We start from the raw sequence: 18031 nt of genomic DNA, 5'->3' as shown, positions 1-18031 counted from the left end.
GCATAAATGGTGGCGCCACGTTTAACCGCATGTTCATATTCTTCCAGTACCAACACACCGGCGCCATCACCCAGAACAAAACCATCGCGATCTTTATCCCATGGGCGGCTGGCCGATTCCGGATCATCATTACGTGTTGACAAAGCGCGCGCGGCAGCAAAACCACCCAAACCGGTTTTTGATGTTGCCATTTCTGCACCGCCGGCAATCATGACATCGGCTTCACCGTACTGAATCATTCGCCCCGCGGCAGAGATACAGTGTGTTCCGGTGGAACAGGCAGTCACGATAGCCGTGTTAGGCCCTTTCATACCGTACATGATCGACAGATTGCCGGAGATCATGTTGATAATATTGCTGGGTACAAAAAAAGGAGAGATCTTACGCGGACCGCCGCTGAGGTAATTGTCGTAACCCGCCTCGATACCCGGTAAACCACCAATACCGGAACCGATAACCACCCCGATACGTTCGGCATTTTCTTCTGTGACTTCAAGGCCTGAGTCTTCGATGGCCTCTTTGGCCGCAGCGATACCGTAATGGATGAAGGTATCCATTTTCTTGGCATCTTTTTTGGGAATGACGCTGGTGACGTCGAAGTTTTTCACATTAGCGCCAAAACGCACACTGAAATCAGACACATCGAACAGCGTCAGTGGTGCCACTCCACTTTTGCCGGCAACGATATTGTTCCAGCTTTCTTTCACTGTCAGGCCAACAGGAGTGACGGCACCCAGGCCGGTCACCACAACACGTCTTTTAGACATCAGGATTTCCCCTCAAAACCGATACTCTCTCAAGATAAGATTGTCACATTTCAGCCTGGAAGGCGTGCTCAGCTTCACCGCACCGCACAACAGGTTCAACTAAAGCTGGAGAAGAAAATGAAACGCAGCAATATTATCGTGATAGAGCACTGCTATACACAACATAGCCGCCTAGCGTGAACACACACTAGACGGCTATCTTCAAGCCTTCAGCTATATTAAGACTGGTGAGCGTTAATATATGCAACAGCTTCTTTAACTGTGGTGATTTTCTCAGCTTCTTCGTCTGGGATTTCACATTCGAATGCTTCTTCCAGTGCCATGACCAGTTCTACGGTGTCCAGAGAGTCAGCGCCCAGGTCGTCGATAAATGAAGCGTCTGCAGTGACTTCATCTGCGTTCACGCCCAGTTGCTCAACAACGATTTCTCTTACGCGAGCTTCGATATCACTCATAACTAATGTTTCCTTTGGTGGTTAATACATCAAACAATGTGCTGGCATTTTATAGTGCCAGCACCATGGAGACAAGCTAAACGCCGGTAAGCGCAACAGTCCCATCAATAAAAATCAGTGCCATCATACGCTTAGCGCTGATTAACTCATATACATACCGCCGTTTACATGCAGGGTTTCACCTGTAATGTAAGCGGCACTCGGGCTGGCCAGAAAACTGACCGCCGCGGCAACTTCTTCAGGTTCACCCAGACGTTTTACAGGTACCTGTTCCAGCAGCGCGGTTTTATGTGCTTCGGCCAGTCCACTGGTCATATCGGTGTCAATAAAGCCGGGAGCCACCGTATTGACGGTAATGCCACGGGCACCAACTTCTCTGGCCAGCGATTTACTGAAACCGATGACACCGGCTTTTGCGGCAGCATAGTTAGACTGTCCGGCATTCCCCATCACACCGACAACGGAGGTGATAGTAATGATTCTGCCCCAGCGGGCTTTAGTCATCGCTCGCAGGCAACGCTTGCTGAGCTTGAAAACCGGCGTCAGGTTAGTGTTGATGATGTCATCCCACTCTTCATCCTTCATCCGCATCAGCAGGTTGTCACGAGTAATACCAGCGTTATTAACCAGAATGTCCGGAGCACCAAATTCAGTTTCGATGGCGGAGACAACGGATTCAATTGCATCGGCATCAGTGACATTGAGCACAACACCCTTGCCGTTGAAACCGGCTTCCTTGAGGAAGCTGCTGATAGTCTCGGCACCATTTTCGGAAGTGGCAGTACCAATAACCGTAGCGCCCTGCTCACCCAGACTCAGTGCGATTGCACGACCAATACCACGGGTAGCGCCAGTCACCAGCGCAACTTTACCTTCCAGGCTCATCATCCTTCTCCCAAAGCTTGTTGTAATTTTTCCAGCGTAGCCGGATCAAACAGTGGCAACGCCATCTGGCTTTTATCAATACGCTTATTGAGACCAGCCAGCACTTTACCAGGACCGCTTTCAACAACGGTGTCCACCCCCTGAGTAGCAAACCATTGGATGGTTTCAACCCAGCGAACCGGACTGTAAAGCTGCGCTGCGAGCAACTGTTTGAGTTCATTGGTATCGCTGGCAGCGGTCACACTGGCATTATGAATCACTGGCGTTGACGGCATGCGCACATCAATCTTGTCGAGTTCAGCGGCGAGTTGTTCTGCTGCTGGCTTCATCAGTTCACAGTGCGAGGGAACGCTGACCGGTAATTGCAATGCACGCTTGGCGCCTTTTTCGGTGGCGAGTTCAATCGCCCGTTTGACTGCTGCTGTACTGCCGGCAATAACGACCTGTCCCGGAGAGTTGAAGTTAACCGCTTCAACCACACCCTGCGCAGAAGCCTCAGCACACAGGTCACGAACGATATCATCATCGAGCCCCAGAATAGCGGCCATCGCACCCTCGCCAACCGGTACGGCCTGTTGCATGAATTGACCGCGTTTTTCAACCAGCTTGACGGCATCAGCAAAGTCCAGCGCATCAGCAGCAACCAGTGCGGTGTACTCTCCCAGACTGTGACCGGCGAAATAAGCAGGCTTAATCTCTGAGACAGACTGCCAGACACGCCAGACCGCAACACCGGCAGTTAACATCGCCGGCTGAGTACGATCAGTCTGGTTTAATTGTTCTTCTGGACCTGCTGCAACTAATTGCCAGAGGTCATAGCCCAGTGCGGCTGAGGCTTGCTCGAATGTATCGCCGACAATGCTGAATTCGGCAGCCAAGTCAGCGAGCATGCCGACTGACTGTGAACCTTGACCAGGGAAAACGAATGCTGATTTCATCAAAAACCCTCTGAATGATCAGTATTTAATGAGTGCTGAGCCCCAGGTGAATCCACCACCGAAAGCTTCGAATAATAAGGTTTCGCCACGTTTGATTCGACCATCACGGACTGCAACATCGAGCGCCAGTGGAATCGAAGCTGCTGAGGTGTTGCCATGCTCATCGACAGTGACGACCACATGATCCATCGACATGTTTAATTTACGCGCAGTAGCGGCAATGATACGGATATTCGCCTGATGTGGAATCAACCAGTCCACATCTTTTTTATCCATATTATTAGCTTCCAGTGTTTCATCAACAATGGTGCTGAGCGTCTTGACGGCAACTTTGAAGACTTCATTACCCTGCATGTCGACATAGGCTGTGTCCTCATTGAAGCCCTTCGAACCCGGCCCGGAGGGTACATGCAGTAACTGATTGAAATTACCGTCAGAGTGAATATGGGTCGATAAGATACCCGGCTCTTCCGAAGCCTGCAGAACAACGGCACCGGCACCATCACCGAACAAGACACAGGTATTACGGTCCGTCCAGTCAACAATGCGGGAAAAAGCCTCCGCGCCGATGACCAGCACGTTATTGACACCTCCGGCCTTGATAAACTTATCGGCGACGGTCAGTGCGTAAACAAAACCGGTACAGACAGCCTGGATATCAAAGGCAGGACAACCACCAATACCCAGTTTTTCCTGCAGCAATGAAGCGGTGCTGGGGAAAATACGTGTCGGTGTTGTGGTGGCGACGATAATCATATCGATATCATTTTTACTGATACCGGCCGCTTCCATCGCTTTGATAGCAGCTTGATAAGCCAGATCAGTCGTGGTCTCGTCATCCGCCACAATATGGCGTTTCTTGATACCGGTACGGTCCGTGATCCACTGATCAGTGGTATCCACCATTTTTTCAAGATCGTGGTTGGTCAGTACTTTCTCAGGTAAATAGCTGCCGGTGCCGGCAATGCGGGAATAAATCACAGCACCTGCCCCTCCAGCAGTACATCCAGATGCTTGCTGATATTTTTGGGTACATCTTTCTTGGCTTCGACAATGGCTATATCAATAGCATTGGCAAAAGCAAAAGCATCTGCCCCGCCATGGCTTTTAATGACGATACCCTGCAGACCAATCAGGTTGGCGCCGTTGAAGGCACGCGGATCCAGATCACGACGGAATTGTTTGAGTACCGGCGACGCAATAATCGCAGCCAGTTTGGTCAGCCAGTTTCGTGTGAAGGCTTCGCGCAGATAATGACGAATCATGTGGGCGACACCTTCACTGGCTTTCAGCGCCACATTTCCGACAAAACCATCACAGACAAGCACATCGACTTCACCGTGATACAGGCCATCACCTTCCACATATCCCTGATAGTTGAGATCGGTTTGTTCAAGCAAGCGTGATGCTTCTTTAACGCGTTCATTGCCCTTGATCTCTTCTGAGCCGATATTGAGCAGGCCTACGGTTGGATTGGGTTTGCCATCGACCAGTTCTGCCAATACCGACCCCATCACAGCAAACTGCACCAGGTGGGCGGCACTGGAATCAACGTTAGCGCCCAGATCCAGGACATAGGTATGTCCGGTCATGGTTGGCAAGGCTGTCACGATGGCGGGACGCTCAATCCCGGGTAAGGTTTTCAGCACGAAACGGGCAGTCGCCATCAGCGCACCGGTATTGCCGGCACTGACACAGGCGGCAGCCATACCCTCTTTCACAAGATTGATCGCTACCCGCATGGATGAATCTTTTTTACCACGCAGTGCCTGGGACGGCAGATCATCCATTTCCACTTTCTGCGAAGCATGATGAATCTGCATGCGCGGGTCATCCAGCACATTATGCTTTTGCAGGTGATAAGTGAGAGTATCTTTGTCACCCACGAGGATGAAGTTGACCTCGGGATGTTTTTTCAGCGCTGATAAGGCAGCGGGGATCACGACCTCAGGTCCGTGATCCCCGCCCATAGCATCAATAGATATCGTCAGGCTCAATGTCTATCCAGGCCTTATTCGCTCTTATCTGCAACGACTTTACGGCCACGGTAGTAACCGTCAGCAGACACATGGTGACGGCGATGCAGTTCACCTGTGGTTGCGTCGACAGACAGCGTTGAACCTTTCAGCGCATCGTGTGAACGGCGCATGCCACGACGTGAAGCACTCTTTTTGTTTTGTTGAACAGCCATTAGTTAAACTCCTAACCCTAAAATTAAATTCAAATCATTTTTTTGTTTTCAGTGATGACAGCACTGAAAACGGAGATGTCGGCTTCGCCTCTTTCTCTTCCACTTCTTCATCCCCTGAAAACTTAGCCTCATCAGGCAAACAGTCTTCATCATGCTTTGGCACCAGGGGCAGTGCCAGAATCAACTCATCTTCAACCACTGACACAGGATCGGTCAGTTCAGTATCATCAACCACCCAGGGTTCGTACTGATCAGACAGTTTTTCTGCCAACTTTTCATGGCGAACCAATCCAAGCAGACTGTCAATTTCCATTGGCAATGTCATTTCCTGCAGGCAACGCTCGCAGGTCAAGGACAAGGTGGTTTCGAAGCGGCCTTCCATAAATGGCGTGCCGGTATCATCGATATCAAACCGCATCCAGACCTTGACCACCCCGTCAGTGTGACGTAATGACTCAGCCAGGCGTGGCATTTCGGCCAGATCCACCTTGCCGTCCAGTTCACGCCCGGTATTGGCAAAACGAAACGGGTCAATCTCTTTTGGTAATTGCTGGCGCATAATCGACGGGATTATATAAGAATTGTGACTAAACAGCAAAACGCATCAAAGCAAGCGGCATGCCGCATCAAGCGTTATTGTGCAATTCGATGACGGCGTTACCCTTTTCTTTTGATTGCTTATTGGCATCATTACGCAGTGCATCGATGTAATAGAGATAATTCGCATCGATATCGCCGGTAATATAATCGCCATCAAAGCAAGAGGTATCAAAGCGTTCGACGTTGCTCTTCTTGTTTATGGCGGCAACGAGATCAGGCAGGTCCTGGTAAATCAACCAGTCTACACCGAGCTCTTTGGCAATCTCTTCGACGTTGCGGTCATGCGCTACAAACTCTGTTGCGGATGGCATATCAATGCCGTAAACATTAGGGAAACGGACAGGCGGTGCGGCCGATGCCAGGTAGACCTTATTCGCGCCGGCATCGCGTGCCATCTGCACAATTTGCTGTGATGTCGTGCCACGAACTATCGAGTCATCAACCAGCAGCACATTTTTGCCGCGGAATTCCAGATCAATCGCGTTCAGCTTCTGACGCACGGATTTTTTACGCATGGTCTGGCCGGGCATGATAAAAGTACGGCCGATATATCGGTTCTTGATAAAACCTTCGCGATAAACCACGCCCAAATCGTAGGAAAGTTGAAGCGCGGCGCTTCGGCTGGTATCCGGAATCGGAATCACCACATCAATATCATGCTCGGGAAAGTCGCGTTTGATTTTCTCGGCCAGTTTGGTGCCCATTCGCATACGACTCTTATGAACAGAAATACCATCCATCATTGAATCCGGCCGGGCAAAATAAACGTATTCAAAGATACAAGGCGATTTAACCGGGTTCTGGGCACACTGTTGAGAATGGAAATTGCCTTCAGTGTCAATAAAAACACATTCACCCGGTTCAACATCGCGGACCAGTTCAAAGTCCAGAATATCAACCGCGACACTCTCGGAAGCCACCATGTACTCTGTGCCTTTGGCAGTTTCGCGCTTACCGATAACAACGGGGCGAATGCCATAGGGATCACGAAATGCCAGCACACCAACGCCGGAAATCATGGCGACGGCGGCATAGGCACCACGACAACGTCGATGCACTTCTTTCACTGCATTAAAGACATCATCGGGTTGCGGTTTGAGTTTGCTGCTGTTTTGCAGCTCATGTGCCAGGACATTGAGCAGGACTTCTGAATCAGAGTCAGTATTGAGATGACGGCGATCGGTCTGAAACAGTTCTTCTTTGAGAATCTTAGTGTTGGTCAGATTGCCATTATGTGCAAGGGCAATACCAAACGGAGAGTTAACGTAAAAAGGTTGTGATTCAGCAGAGCTGGAACAGCCCGCGGTGGGATAACGAATATGGCCAATACCCATTTTGCCTTTGAGCCGGATCATATGCCGGGTATGAAACACGTCCTTAACCAGACCGTTATCCTTACGCAGAAAAAACTTACCTTGCTGGTCACATGTCATGATGCCGGCGGCATCCTGACCCCGATGCTGCAACACGGTCAATCCATCATATAAGGCCTGGTTAACCTCAGAATGACCAACAATACCAATAATTCCGCACATAAATTGCCCTGTCAGGATTTAGTTGTAGTTGATGTGTTGTGCAATCTCTGCCGGTAAAAACTCCCGGACCCAGAGTGCCAGTTTCACAAAGTGATCGATAAGCAGTGAGTTCTGCCACCATATATCAGCAGGCATGGGTGTGGCGCCTGCAGCCAGAACCAAAATTGTCACAATGGCGAGTCCACGCAGTAAACCGAAGACTACGCCCAGCGAGCGATCCGTGCCGGTCAGGCCGGTTTTTTCAACCACCTGACAGATAACGTGATTAACCAGGGCCCCCAATATCAACGTCACAGCAAATAAAATGAAGAACGCCAGAAATAATCTGATTGATGGGGTGGAAATGTAATTTGCCAACAGGGTTGATAGATGAGAGTGGAACATCAGGGCGACCCAGAATGCCAGGATCCAACTGATCAGCGAGAGTACCTCTTTCATAAACCCACGGACGATACTGATACCGGCCGAGAGGGCGATAATCCCGATAATCAGGTAATCAACCCAAACCATATAGACTCCGCAAAACCCTGCGTTTTAAAGTGCGAATTCTAACAGATTGGCCGACAACAACCCAGCCTTTTTACAGTTATGTTGCAGAGATAAGTGAGACCACAAATCAGGGATTATGTTGCAGGATTTGAGCATTTAATTTGAGTTTCTGACTCAAGGTCTGGGCGGTCTGCTGCAGCTTGATTCGATCAGTAACAGGCTGCAGTCTGACACGGTAGATCAGGGTGCCGGCACTGGAGATCGTTTCGATCATTGGGTCATAACCCATCTGTTTGAGCTGAGCGGATAAAGCATCAGCGTTTTCACGTACCGAAAAACTGGCCAGCTGCAGCACCCATTTTGGTTCGGCCGTTGATGTCGCTGCGGGCTGACTCTCAGGTTTTTGCTGCTCTGTATCCGGCTCAGTTTGAGGCACTGGTGCCGGCTCAGGGTCCGGTGCAGCTTTTGGCTCAGGCTTGGGAGCGGGTTCCGGCTCCGGACTCGACTCAGCCGACACAGTGCTGGCTTTTTCTGTCTCAGTACTTGTTTGTGGCTCATCTTCGGCGTCCGCCTGAGACAGGCCCTGCGGGTCAAGCATCGCCTCTTCAACCGGCTCAACCACTTCAACATCTTCAGGAATCGGCTCTATCACTGAATCAAAAGCAATCGGCTCTTCCTGCGGCTGAGCCGGCTGGTTCTGCTCTACTGTATCGAGTAAAAACCAGGCAATGACACCAATCAGGCAAACCAGTAGTACCGCGCCCAATAAGCGTTGTTGCTGAATCAGTGTCATTGCCTGCTCCCGAAGTTATCAGTGTCTTTTCTGAGGAGAGTTTACCTCATGATAACTGGATTTTTCACTGGCAATAACGCTTTCGGCTTCACCACTGGTCTCGGTACCATGCGGCATATGTTGCAGCGCGACTTCCAGCACTTCCGTGATCCAGCGAACAGGTAATATTTTAAGCCCCTGTTTGACATTGTCCGGGATCTCTCTGAGATCTTTAACGTTATCCTGCGGGATCAACACGGTGTCGATGCCCCCACGATGAGCGGCCAGCAGCTTCTCTTTGAGACCACCGATTGCCAGCACTTCTCCACGCAGGGTGATTTCCCCGGTCATGGCCACATTGGATTTGACCGGGATACCGGTAATCGCAGACACCAGTGCGGTGCACATACCTACACCAGCGCTTGGACCATCTTTCGGTGTCGCGCCTTCGGGTACGTGGACATGCAAATCATGTGTTTGCAGGAAATCTTCGCTGATGCCCCACTCTGTAGAGCGTGAACGCACTACCGTTGTCGCAGCTTGAATCGATTCCTGCATCACATCACCGAGTTTACCGGTATAGGCTGATTTGCCTTTACCCGGCATCACAGCGGATTCAATCGTCAGTAATTCACCACCGACTTCGGTCCAGGCCAGGCCGGTGACCTGACCGATACGATCGCTTTCCTCAGCGACACCATATTGGTAATGATATACACCAAGATAATCTTCGATGTTATCGGCTGTGACCACCAGTTTTTCTTTGCTTTTCTCCTGCAGAATCTGCTTGACCAGTTTGCGGCAAATCTTGGAAATTTCACGCTCAAGACTGCGAACCCCTGCTTCACGGGTATAGCGGCGGATGATTTCCATAATCGCTTCTTCGGTAATTTCTACCTCATCCGCTTTCAGACCATTCTGTTTTATTGCTTTTGGTAACAGATACTTAACGGCAATATTTAATTTTTCATCTTCGGTGTAACCCGCCAGACGAATAATCTCCATCCGGTCACGCAGCGCATCAGGAATATTCAGGGTGTTAGCGGTACAGACAAACATCACATCCGACAAGTCATATTCCACTTCCAGATAATGATCGGCGAATGTCGAGTTCTGTTCCGGATCCAGGACTTCCAGCAACGCTGAAGCCGGGTCACCACGGAAATCCTGTGCCATCTTGTCGATTTCATCAAGCAGGAACAATGGATTTTTAACGCCAGTTTTACAGATGTTCTGAATGACTTTACCCGGCATGGAACCAATGTAAGTGCGGCGGTGACCACGAATTTCGGCCTCGTCACGTACCCCACCCAATGCCATCCGTGTGTATTTACGGTTGGTGGCACGTGCAATCGATTGCGCGATAGAGGTTTTACCAACACCGGGCGGGCCGACCAGGCACAGGATTGGGCCTTTGAGTTTCTTGACGCGTTTTTGTACCGCCAGATACTCGAGAATACGCTCTTTGACCTTTTCCAGACCGTAGTGATCTTCTTCCAGTACTTTTTCTGCACGATCCAGATCCAGGGTCACGCGTGAACGTTTTTTCCAGGGCACTTCCAGCAGTGATTCGATATAGTTACGAACTACGGTCGCTTCCGCTGACATCGGCGACATCATGCGCAGTTTTTTCAGTTCTGATTCTGCTTTTTCACGCGCCTCAGCTGGCATACCGGCTTTGTTGATACGGGCTTCGAGTTCGTCCGTTTCATTAGCGGTTTCGTCAATTTCACCCAGCTCTTTCTGAACCGCTTTAAGCTGTTCGTTCAGATAATATTCGCGCTGGCTTTTCTCCATTTGTTTCTTGACGCGATTGCGAATACGTTTCTCGATTTGCTGAATATCAATTTCACCTTCGAGAAAGGCCATCAGCTTTTCAACACGTGCTTTCACGTCGCTCATTTCAAGCAAATTCTGCTTGTCTTCGAGCTTCAGGCTCATATGGGCGGCAACCGTGTCAGCCATGCGCGAAATATCGTCAATACTGGATAGCGAGGCAATCACTTCCGGCGGAATCTTTTTATTAAGTTTGACGTATTGTTCGAACTGTCCCATCAGCGTACGCATCAGTACATCTGATTCACGGTCATCGGTCGTATCGTCTACAAACGTTGCGACCTCTGCTTCCAGATATTCGGTGTTTGTGTTGAAGTAGGCCACTCGCGCGCGCTGTGTACCTTCAACCAGCACTTTGACAGTTCCATCAGGCAGTTTCAGTAACTGCAGGATGTTGGCAAGTGTTCCCGTTTCATAGAGACCATCAGATTCCGGTGCGTCTTCGGATGAGTCTTTCTGTGCCAGAAGCAGTACCTGCTTATTCTCATCTGTCGCAACTTCCAAAGCCTTGATAGATTTATCCCTGCCGACAAACAGCGGAATGACCATATAGGGATAGACAACAACGTCACGCAACGGCAGGACAGGCACAACTTTCATGCTGTTATCGTTGGTGGTTTTTACTTCATTTTCCATTGGGGAACCTCTTACAAGTGCCAGCGACACTCAAATCAAACATGGTTTCAATATGGGGACACACTTCAGGATATCAAGCGTTGAGTTTTATTATTTACGCAATTTATCTGGCGCCAGTCTGCTCCCCTTTGCCATGGTTATTGTTGATATGGTTTTGCAAGCCAGCCCCGGCAGAGAATCAGGCTAAATCAGCAGAAGCTGAACAAAAACTATGCGGGATATAAGTCAGATGAAATGACAGAGGTAAGTTTCAGCCAGCCCTGGCTGACAGTATTAACTGCCAGCCGGGAGGGTGAAAATGCCGCAGTGCCGGAGAACTGTGGCTGCAGATTGTTAAAGTGGCTTATTTATCGCCGGAGGCCATATCAGCACTCTGATCTTCATAAATCAGAATGGGTGAATTTTCGCCGGCAATAACGCTTTCATCGATAACCACTTTTGAAACATTCTCCAGTGAGGGCAGTTCAAACATGGTATCGAGCAGTACATTTTCGATGATAGAGCGCAGACCACGTGCACCGGTTTTGCGTTCCATTGCCTTGCGGGCAATAGCTCGCAGCGCATCGTCACGGAACTCCAGTTCAGCACCTTCCATCTCGAACAGTCTGCTGTACTGCTTGGTCAGTGCGTTCTTCGGCTCAGTCAGAATCTGAATCAAGGCATCTTCATCCAGTTCATCCAGTGTCGCGACAACCGGCAAACGACCAACAAACTCAGGAATCAGACCGTATTGAATCAGATCTTCCGGTTCAACCGACCGCAAGGCTTCGCTGAGCGGGCGTTGATCGTCCAGGCTTTTCACTTCAGCCGAGAAGCCAATTCCACCTTTGTGGGTACGGTTGCGAATGACTTTATCCAGTCCCGCAAAAGCGCCGCCACATATAAACAAAATCTTGCTGGTATCAACCTGCAGAAATTCCTGTTGTGGATGTTTGCGTCCACCCTGCGGTGGAACCGAGGCGATGGTGCCTTCGATCAGTTTCAGCAGCGCCTGTTGTACACCCTCACCACTCACATCACGGGTGATGGAAGGATTATCAGACTTGCGTGAAATCTTGTCGATTTCATCGATATAGACAATTCCTGTTTCGGCTTTGTCGACGTCGTAGTCACATTTCTGCAGCAGCTTCTGGATAATGTTTTCCACATCTTCACCGACATAACCGGCCTCAGTCAGTGTGGTGGCATCTGCCATAGTAAACGGCACATTGAGCTGCCGGGCCAGTGTTTCTGCCAGCAGCGTCTTACCGCTACCGGTCGGCCCTATCAGCAGAATATTGCTTTTCGACAACTCAACATCATTGTCTTTGTGACCGGTGCGCAGTCGTTTGTAGTGGTTATAAACCGCCACAGACAAGTAACGTTTGGCTTTTTCCTGGCCAATGACGTAATTGTCGAGTGCTGAATTGATTTCACGTGGCGTCGGCAGTTTTGTCTCTGCTTCATCAGCAGACATCTCCTGCATTTCCTCGCGAATAATGTCATTGCAGAGATCGACGCACTCATCACAAACAAACACTGACGGACCAGCAATCAGCTTTTTGACTTCATGCTGACTTTTACCGCAAAAAGAGCAGTAGAGTAATTTGTCGTCGTTGTTCTTGTCGTCGCTCATAGCCTCACTACCTTACTCATCATTTCTGTAATCATTATCGGCGGATTATGCCGTTTCTGTAGGACGATTGGTCAGTACAGAATCAATTAAACCATATTCAACTGCTTCATCGCCATTCATGAACTTATCCCGGTCCGTATCGTTACGGATGGTTTCAATATCTTGACCAGTGTGATGGGCCAAAATTCCATTCAGGCGTTCACGGATACTGAGGATTTCCTTGGCATGGATGTCGATATCCGAGGCCTGGCCCTGAAAACCGCCCAATGGTTGGTGGACCATTACCCTGGAGTTAGGCAGACAATAACGTTTACCTGCTGCACCGCCTGCCAGCAGCACAGCACCCATGCTGGCCGCCTGACCGATACACAAGGTACTGACATGAGGCTTGATAAACTGCATCGTGTCATAAATCGCCATACCGGCAGTGACAGCGCCACCCGGCGAATTGATATAGAGGTGGATATCTTTGTCCGGATTTTCAGACTCCAGGAACAGCAACTGGGCAACAACCAGATTGGCCATCTGATCTTCAACCGGTCCTACCAGGAATATCACGCGCTCTTTCAGCAGGCGTGAATAAATATCATAAGAACGTTCACCCCGTGCAGTCTGTTCGACAACGATGGGGACCAGTGCGTTTTGTATACCTGGGAATTCTTCGTTAGAGAATTTGTTTGTCATAACCGTCCTATTTTCCGGATCCTAATAAAAAATCAGCCCGTGCCCAACAAAGATGAGCACGGGCTGCATTCCAGATCAGCGTCGTCAATTAGTTAGATACAGCGTTAACGACGTCTGAGAATGTTGATGTACTCTCTTCTACTTTAACATGGTCAAAAATCCATTCAACAACCATATCCTCTACCACGGTCATCTGAATTTCTGACAGTCTTTCCTGGTTGTTCATGTAGTAGTTCACTACTTCTTCCGGATCTTCGTAGCTGGCAGCAATGTTATCAATTGCCTGCTTAACACGATCCTCATCAGGCTTGATTTCATTATCTGAAATAATCTTACCGATCAGCAGGCTGAGCTTAACGCGATTTTGCGCGTTAGGTTTGAAGTTTTCCAGATCAAAGGGAATGCCTTCGACATTGACGCCCTGGTTGCGGAGATTGTTTTTAGCCTGCTCGGCGAGGTATTGAGCTTCACGCTCGACCGGTGCTTCCGGCAAAGCCAGTTCATTTTTCTCGGCCAGCATGTCCATGGCGCGGCGTTTGTTCAGGGTTTTCAGTGCAGAAGCCAGTTCGCGTTCCATGTTGGCACGGACTTCTTTCTTCAGCGCTGCAATACCCTCTTCAACACCACACATGGCAGCAAACTCTTTATCGAGCTTAGGCAGTTTTTTCTTCGCGACCTGTTTGACGGTCACGTCAAATTTGGCTGTTTTGCCCTGCAGGTGCTCAGCACGATAGTCTTCGGGGAAAGTCATTGTCACTTCGACTTCCTGATCAGCCTTTTTACCGATCAACTGTTCTTCGAATTCCGGCAGCATTCTGCCTTCACCCAGTTCAATCAGAACATCCTTGCCTTTACCACCCTGGAATTCTTCACCATCAATGGTTCCGACGAAATCAATGGTGACCCCGTCGCCTTCTTTGGCACCGCGTTTCAGCGGCTCCCAACTCATGCGCTGCTCACGCAGGGTTTCAATCATTTTGTCGACATCTTCATCGGTGACTTCGGCCACTGTTTTTTCCAGTGTGATGTCATCAAGCTTGATGCTGTCAACTTCAGGGAAAACTTCGTAATTAAGGGTGTAGACGAATTTTTCGCCCTCTTCATCCATGCTGTCGATGTGAGGCGGACCAGCGGGATTGATGCCTTCCTGAGTGAAAGCTTCACGCATGCTTTCCTGCACCAGTGAGTCGATGACATCGCGTCTGGCAGCAGGACCATGAGAACGTGCCACCATATTCATGGGCACTTTACCAGGGCGGAAGCCAGCCATTTTGACATTAGGTCTGATTGACTTGAGACGCTCCTGTACTGCTTTTTCGATATTGGCATCTTCGACTGTCACCGTCATCCGGCGACCGAGTTCGCTCACATTTTCTACAGTAACTTGCATTATCTACCTCAAACATGGGGTGAAGACATGAATGGTGTGACACCATCTGCCTCATTGTTATTTGGTACGAGAGGAGAGACTCGAACTCTCACAGGTTACCCTACTGGAACCTAAATCCAGCGCGTCTACCAATTCCGCCACTCTCGCAAAATCTGGTTATCAAGCGGTGTAGTCCGCCTGAAGAAGTCCGACATTATAGCTAGTCGGCTATGATAAAACTACCCTTGCATCGCCAAAATGGTTAAGCCCATGTTTGCCTGCTGACAGAACTGCTGAAATGCCAGGAAGTCACTTTCAGTCAGCGGACGGCCACTGGCATTTCGATCGGCGAAAAAAATCCCGATGACTTTGTTTTTTACGATGGCGGGCATCACCATATAAGGTGGCTTACCCAAAAGGCTAAGCGTTTCGCGTGACAAAGTACCACCCAGTTGTGTCGGATCGCCCGGTAACAGCCGGGGTTTCTGGCTTTGAATGATCTGGTGAAAGATGTTCTCGGCACGGCGGACGTCAATACTGAGTTGTTCGCGTAGCTTATCCGCTCCCATACCCAGTAGATATTTACAGCTCAGATGTGTGCGCTCCGGATTGAGCATGGCAAACATGGCTCTGTCAGTGCCCACACCGCGGTAAATGCCTTCCAGTACCATTTCCAGAATAATACCAATACTTGGCCGCTCCTGAACTGTAGCCGATATTTCCTGCATTACTGTCATCTGGTAGTGAATATCAGGCTCAGGGAAACCGCTTGGTTGTGTTTCTCCAACACAAACTTCGGAATTGTCCGTCTGCGTCTCGCCAATCAGGCCTTCATCCTCGGTTTCCGCTACAGGAATAAATTCACTGGCTGCTTTGCTGCCATACAGCTCGGTGACTTGCCGGGCTTTGAGGGCGTTGTTCAGCACAGTTTGCTCTAATTCATCCGGTTCAAGATCGAACTGTGCGGCCAGTTCAGAAATAGCCTGTTGGGCTTCATCACTTTCCCAGCCCGCTTTCGCTGCATCAGCCAGCGCCAGTCCGGCATTAATGCAGGCAGCCTTGTTTTTATCAATCCGGCCATGCAGATAATCATTAACCACTTCACCGAGATGCCACTCCTGACTCAGTGCTCTGGTTAATTCGCTCAACTCGAATCCAAGCACTTCCCGCTCTGCTTCAGCTTCGGGCATGCCTGACTCTAGCTTTTCCAGCAAATCGTCAGCCTGCTTGCCAGCAAAAGCCCAGAAAGCCATCTTGCCCAGGCGTGATAGTAAGGTAGCGACGAACAGGTCTTCCGGATCACCGACCCTGTTAATGCGGGCAAACTCCTGCGCCTGGGTGGCGGCATGAAAAGCGCTGGCCATTTCATCAATCAACTTTTGCCGTTGATAACCTTGTGTCAGGTTATCTACCAGCACCATGGACAGGGTCAGTACGCGGACCTGATCAAACCCCATCACCATGACCGCACGGGACACGGTATTAATCGTGTGATTGGTGGGATTGAAATGAAAACTGTTAACGGCTTTGAGCACCCTGCCGGTCAGTGAGGCATCACGTAATACAACATTGGCGACATCGGAGGCAGAGGTGTCACTGCTGTTCACTACCACGCTGACTTCAGCCACAGTGCCTGAAAACACCGGCATATCTTTTTCATTAAGCTGTTTGATCCAGTTATGGACAGCTCGACTTTGTTGCACGGCCAATGTTAATCCTGCTTAATTATGGTTTTTTTATTGGCAACGCCATGAGGGACGTGGCCAGTGGCAACATGCTCCTTGGCTGAATGACAGTGCTGTTCCTGATCATCAAAAAAGATATCAGCACCAAAGGCTTTCAAAAACTGGCCCTTGGGTTTGCCCCCCAGGAAAATGGCTTCATCGATCCGGATATCCCAGGCCCGAAGCGTTCTTATCACCCGCTCATGCGCCGGCGCTGAGCGCGCCGTCACCAGGGCGGTACGAATGGGCGAGTCATTCTCGGGATATTCGGTCTGAATGCGGTTAAGCGCCATCAGGAAGTCTTTGAATGGGCCACCGGGCAAGGGCTCTCTGGCAGTTTGAGTTTCATTTTCAGTGAAAGCTTCCAGACCTTTTTCCTTGTAGATTTTTTCAGAATCATCGGAAAACAACACGGCATCACCATCAAATGCGATGCGCAGTTCAGACGACTCGCTATTGTTACCGACGTTTGATGGCAGAATGGTCGCTGCAGCAATGCCGGCATCGAGTGCCATGGCCACATCTTCCGGGCTGGTCGACAGAAAAAGATTGGCGCCAAACGGTGCGACATATCGGTAAGGACTACTACCCGAAGTGAAGACCGCACGGATAATAGACAGCTTGTGATGCTGAATCGAGTTGAATACACGCAGCCCGGTATCAGCACTGTTACGTGACAGCAGAATGATTTCCACTTTCGGCGTCTTGGGATTGTTATCGTTCAGTGCCAGCAGCTTGCGGGCGAGATTGAACGCACCGCCCGGCGCCAACGGCACATCTTCATTTTCGATTTGATGCCGGCAATAGGCCTCAGTGCCATGCTCTTCAAATATCCTGTGGCTTTCGTCGAGGTCAAACAAGGCTCGGGAAGAAATTGCCACAACAAGCGGTTTGGTTTCCATCAGGATGTCACTTCTCTTAATACTGCCTGACCATTTTTTCGGCCAATCCTCAAAATTCTGTTCCAGGCTTTTAAGCTACTATCTGACATCTTCGGCGCTTCGAGAATGGCTTGCAAGTCCTGCTCGAGGGTTTGCAGTGTAGACACATAGTCCGGTTTCCCCTTGGGGAAATCACTGTCACCGGTAAACACGACAAGATAGAAAATCGGGACTTTCGGTGCCAGTTGCTGCAAAGCATATTTTGCATTCTGAATATGGTGCAGGGGGTTGGCAAATTTGAAACTGCGTCCGTCAATGATTTGTGTCCACTGATCGATTTGCTCTGCGCCAAACAGATGGCCGGTCATTGGGTAAGTTTCAATGACGAGTAACCCCCGTTCGGTGAGAATCAGCCGGTCCAGTTCCAGCAGTCCGCCTATCCCATCAGGGATGACAATAGAACGTACCTCTTGCTGTTTATAGTTGCGCAGAATTTTGTCGAGCCGGCGACCTTTCCTGGTCATGACGAGACGGCGACGAACGAGAATGATGAACAGCGTTAATAAAACAACCGCTGCAATCAACAGCAATTGCGTGCTTGAGTCTGGCTTGTAAATAACTGTGTCCCCTTCCATTTTGCAAGGCCGAATTATA

The 18031-nt window shown here is 49.7% G+C and carries 18 protein-coding genes and 1 tRNA gene; all 19 read right to left on the bottom strand.

What is annotated here, in order from left to right; all coding sequences use genetic code 11:
• The coding region (locus FH755_RS12845; RefSeq protein WP_292441514.1) for a beta-ketoacyl-ACP synthase II at window positions 1–767 on the bottom strand (767 nt) is incomplete at its 3' end.
• 218 nt (window positions 768–985) lie between these two features.
• A complete protein-coding gene (gene acpP / locus FH755_RS12840; RefSeq protein ID WP_266235472.1) occupies window positions 986–1222 on the bottom strand; it encodes an acyl carrier protein in 237 nt (78 codons plus the stop codon).
• Between the two features lie 141 nt (window positions 1223–1363).
• On the bottom strand, window positions 1364–2107 hold the full coding sequence (gene fabG / locus FH755_RS12835) for a 3-oxoacyl-ACP reductase FabG (protein ID WP_292441517.1): 744 nt from the start codon (window positions 2105–2107) through the stop codon (window positions 1364–1366).
• Entirely contained in the window at window positions 2107–3045 is a 939-nt protein-coding gene (gene fabD, locus FH755_RS12830) for an ACP S-malonyltransferase (protein ID WP_292441513.1), read from the bottom strand. Before fabD ends, fabG begins: the two co-directional genes overlap by 1 nt.
• A gap of 18 nt (window positions 3046–3063) precedes the next feature.
• Complete coding sequence (locus tag FH755_RS12825) at window positions 3064–4026, bottom strand: beta-ketoacyl-ACP synthase III (protein WP_292441512.1); 963 nt, start codon at window positions 4024–4026, stop codon at window positions 3064–3066.
• Window positions 4023–5042, bottom strand: coding sequence for a phosphate acyltransferase PlsX (gene plsX, locus FH755_RS12820; protein ID WP_292441511.1), 1020 nt, complete (start codon window positions 5040–5042; stop codon window positions 4023–4025). Before plsX ends, FH755_RS12825 begins: the two co-directional genes overlap by 4 nt.
• A gap of 14 nt (window positions 5043–5056) precedes the next feature.
• Complete coding sequence (gene rpmF / locus FH755_RS12815) at window positions 5057–5236, bottom strand: 50S ribosomal protein L32 (protein WP_266235478.1); 180 nt, start codon at window positions 5234–5236, stop codon at window positions 5057–5059.
• A gap of 34 nt (window positions 5237–5270) precedes the next feature.
• Window positions 5271–5795: a YceD family protein gene (locus tag FH755_RS12810; protein ID WP_292441510.1), complete on the bottom strand. Its 525-nt coding sequence runs from the start codon at window positions 5793–5795 to the stop codon at window positions 5271–5273.
• 67 nt (window positions 5796–5862) lie between these two features.
• A complete protein-coding gene (gene purF / locus FH755_RS12805) occupies window positions 5863–7371 on the bottom strand; it encodes an amidophosphoribosyltransferase (RefSeq protein ID WP_292441509.1) in 1509 nt (502 codons plus the stop codon).
• 18 nt (window positions 7372–7389) lie between these two features.
• Window positions 7390–7881, bottom strand: coding sequence for a CvpA family protein (locus FH755_RS12800; protein ID WP_292441508.1), 492 nt, complete (start codon window positions 7879–7881; stop codon window positions 7390–7392).
• 106 nt (window positions 7882–7987) lie between these two features.
• Window positions 7988–8653 carry an SPOR domain-containing protein gene (locus FH755_RS12795; protein ID WP_292441507.1) on the bottom strand — a complete coding sequence of 222 codons (666 nt, stop codon included), beginning with the start codon at window positions 8651–8653 and terminating at the stop codon, window positions 7988–7990.
• A gap of 18 nt (window positions 8654–8671) precedes the next feature.
• A complete protein-coding gene (lon, locus tag FH755_RS12790) occupies window positions 8672–11068 on the bottom strand; it encodes an endopeptidase La (protein WP_366658782.1) in 2397 nt (798 codons plus the stop codon).
• A gap of 379 nt (window positions 11069–11447) precedes the next feature.
• Window positions 11448–12719 (bottom strand): ATP-dependent protease ATP-binding subunit ClpX, encoded by a 1272-nt coding sequence (gene clpX / locus FH755_RS12785; protein WP_292441505.1) that lies wholly within the window; start codon window positions 12717–12719, stop codon window positions 11448–11450.
• A gap of 45 nt (window positions 12720–12764) precedes the next feature.
• The gene (clpP, locus tag FH755_RS12780; protein WP_292441504.1) at window positions 12765–13403 is read right to left on the bottom strand and encodes an ATP-dependent Clp endopeptidase proteolytic subunit ClpP; all 639 of its coding nucleotides are present in this window, start codon (window positions 13401–13403) and stop codon (window positions 12765–12767) included.
• An 88-nt stretch (window positions 13404–13491) separates the two neighbouring features.
• Window positions 13492–14793 carry a trigger factor gene (gene tig / locus FH755_RS12775; RefSeq protein WP_292441503.1) on the bottom strand — a complete coding sequence of 434 codons (1302 nt, stop codon included), beginning with the start codon at window positions 14791–14793 and terminating at the stop codon, window positions 13492–13494.
• Between the two features lie 62 nt (window positions 14794–14855).
• A tRNA-Leu gene (locus FH755_RS12770) sits at window positions 14856–14940 on the bottom strand.
• Window positions 14941–15011: 71 nt separating this feature from the next.
• Window positions 15012–16475 (bottom strand): HDOD domain-containing protein, encoded by a 1464-nt coding sequence (locus tag FH755_RS12765; protein WP_292441502.1) that lies wholly within the window; start codon window positions 16473–16475, stop codon window positions 15012–15014.
• A gap of 8 nt (window positions 16476–16483) precedes the next feature.
• Window positions 16484–17398 carry a 5'-nucleotidase gene (locus FH755_RS12760; protein ID WP_292441501.1) on the bottom strand — a complete coding sequence of 305 codons (915 nt, stop codon included), beginning with the start codon at window positions 17396–17398 and terminating at the stop codon, window positions 16484–16486.
• Complete coding sequence (locus FH755_RS12755) at window positions 17398–18012, bottom strand: nuclease-related domain-containing protein (protein WP_292441500.1); 615 nt, start codon at window positions 18010–18012, stop codon at window positions 17398–17400. The genes FH755_RS12760 and FH755_RS12755 overlap by 1 nt, the downstream gene beginning before the upstream one ends.
• Between the last annotated feature and the right edge of the window lie 19 nt (window positions 18013–18031).

Origin of the sequence: Methylophaga sp. (assembly GCF_009711715.1) — a bacterium.
Taxonomy (GTDB): domain Bacteria; phylum Pseudomonadota; class Gammaproteobacteria; order Nitrosococcales; family Methylophagaceae; genus Methylophaga.
This window is presented reverse-complemented; position numbering and strand designations above follow the sequence as displayed.

Bases quoted from the DNA above. Each gene is read 5' to 3' on its own strand.
- lon (WP_366658782.1), bottom strand. From the start codon at position 11,068: ATGAAAGTTGTGCCTGTCCTGCCGTTGCGTGACGTTGTTGTCTATCCC.
- clpP (WP_292441504.1), bottom strand. From the start codon at position 13,403: ATGACAAACAAATTCTCTAACGAAGAATTCCCAGGTATACAAAACGCA.
- purF (WP_292441509.1), bottom strand. From the start codon at position 7,371: ATGTGCGGAATTATTGGTATTGTTGGTCATTCTGAGGTTAACCAGGCC.
- tig (WP_292441503.1), bottom strand. From the start codon at position 14,793: ATGCAAGTTACTGTAGAAAATGTGAGCGAACTCGGTCGCCGGATGACG.
- FH755_RS12810 (WP_292441510.1), bottom strand. From the start codon at position 5,795: ATGCGCCAGCAATTACCAAAAGAGATTGACCCGTTTCGTTTTGCCAAT.
- rpmF (WP_266235478.1), bottom strand. From the start codon at position 5,236: ATGGCTGTTCAACAAAACAAAAAGAGTGCTTCACGTCGTGGCATGCGC.
- fabG (WP_292441517.1), bottom strand. From the start codon at position 2,107: ATGAGCCTGGAAGGTAAAGTTGCGCTGGTGACTGGCGCTACCCGTGGT.
- fabD (WP_292441513.1), bottom strand. From the start codon at position 3,045: ATGAAATCAGCATTCGTTTTCCCTGGTCAAGGTTCACAGTCAGTCGGC.
- FH755_RS12795 (WP_292441507.1), bottom strand. From the start codon at position 8,653: ATGACACTGATTCAGCAACAACGCTTATTGGGCGCGGTACTACTGGTT.
- FH755_RS12755 (WP_292441500.1), bottom strand. From the start codon at position 18,012: ATGGAAGGGGACACAGTTATTTACAAGCCAGACTCAAGCACGCAATTG.
- FH755_RS12760 (WP_292441501.1), bottom strand. From the start codon at position 17,398: ATGGAAACCAAACCGCTTGTTGTGGCAATTTCTTCCCGAGCCTTGTTT.
- clpX (WP_292441505.1), bottom strand. From the start codon at position 12,719: ATGAGCGACGACAAGAACAACGACGACAAATTACTCTACTGCTCTTTT.
- FH755_RS12800 (WP_292441508.1), bottom strand. From the start codon at position 7,881: ATGGTTTGGGTTGATTACCTGATTATCGGGATTATCGCCCTCTCGGCC.
- acpP (WP_266235472.1), bottom strand. From the start codon at position 1,222: ATGAGTGATATCGAAGCTCGCGTAAGAGAAATCGTTGTTGAGCAACTG.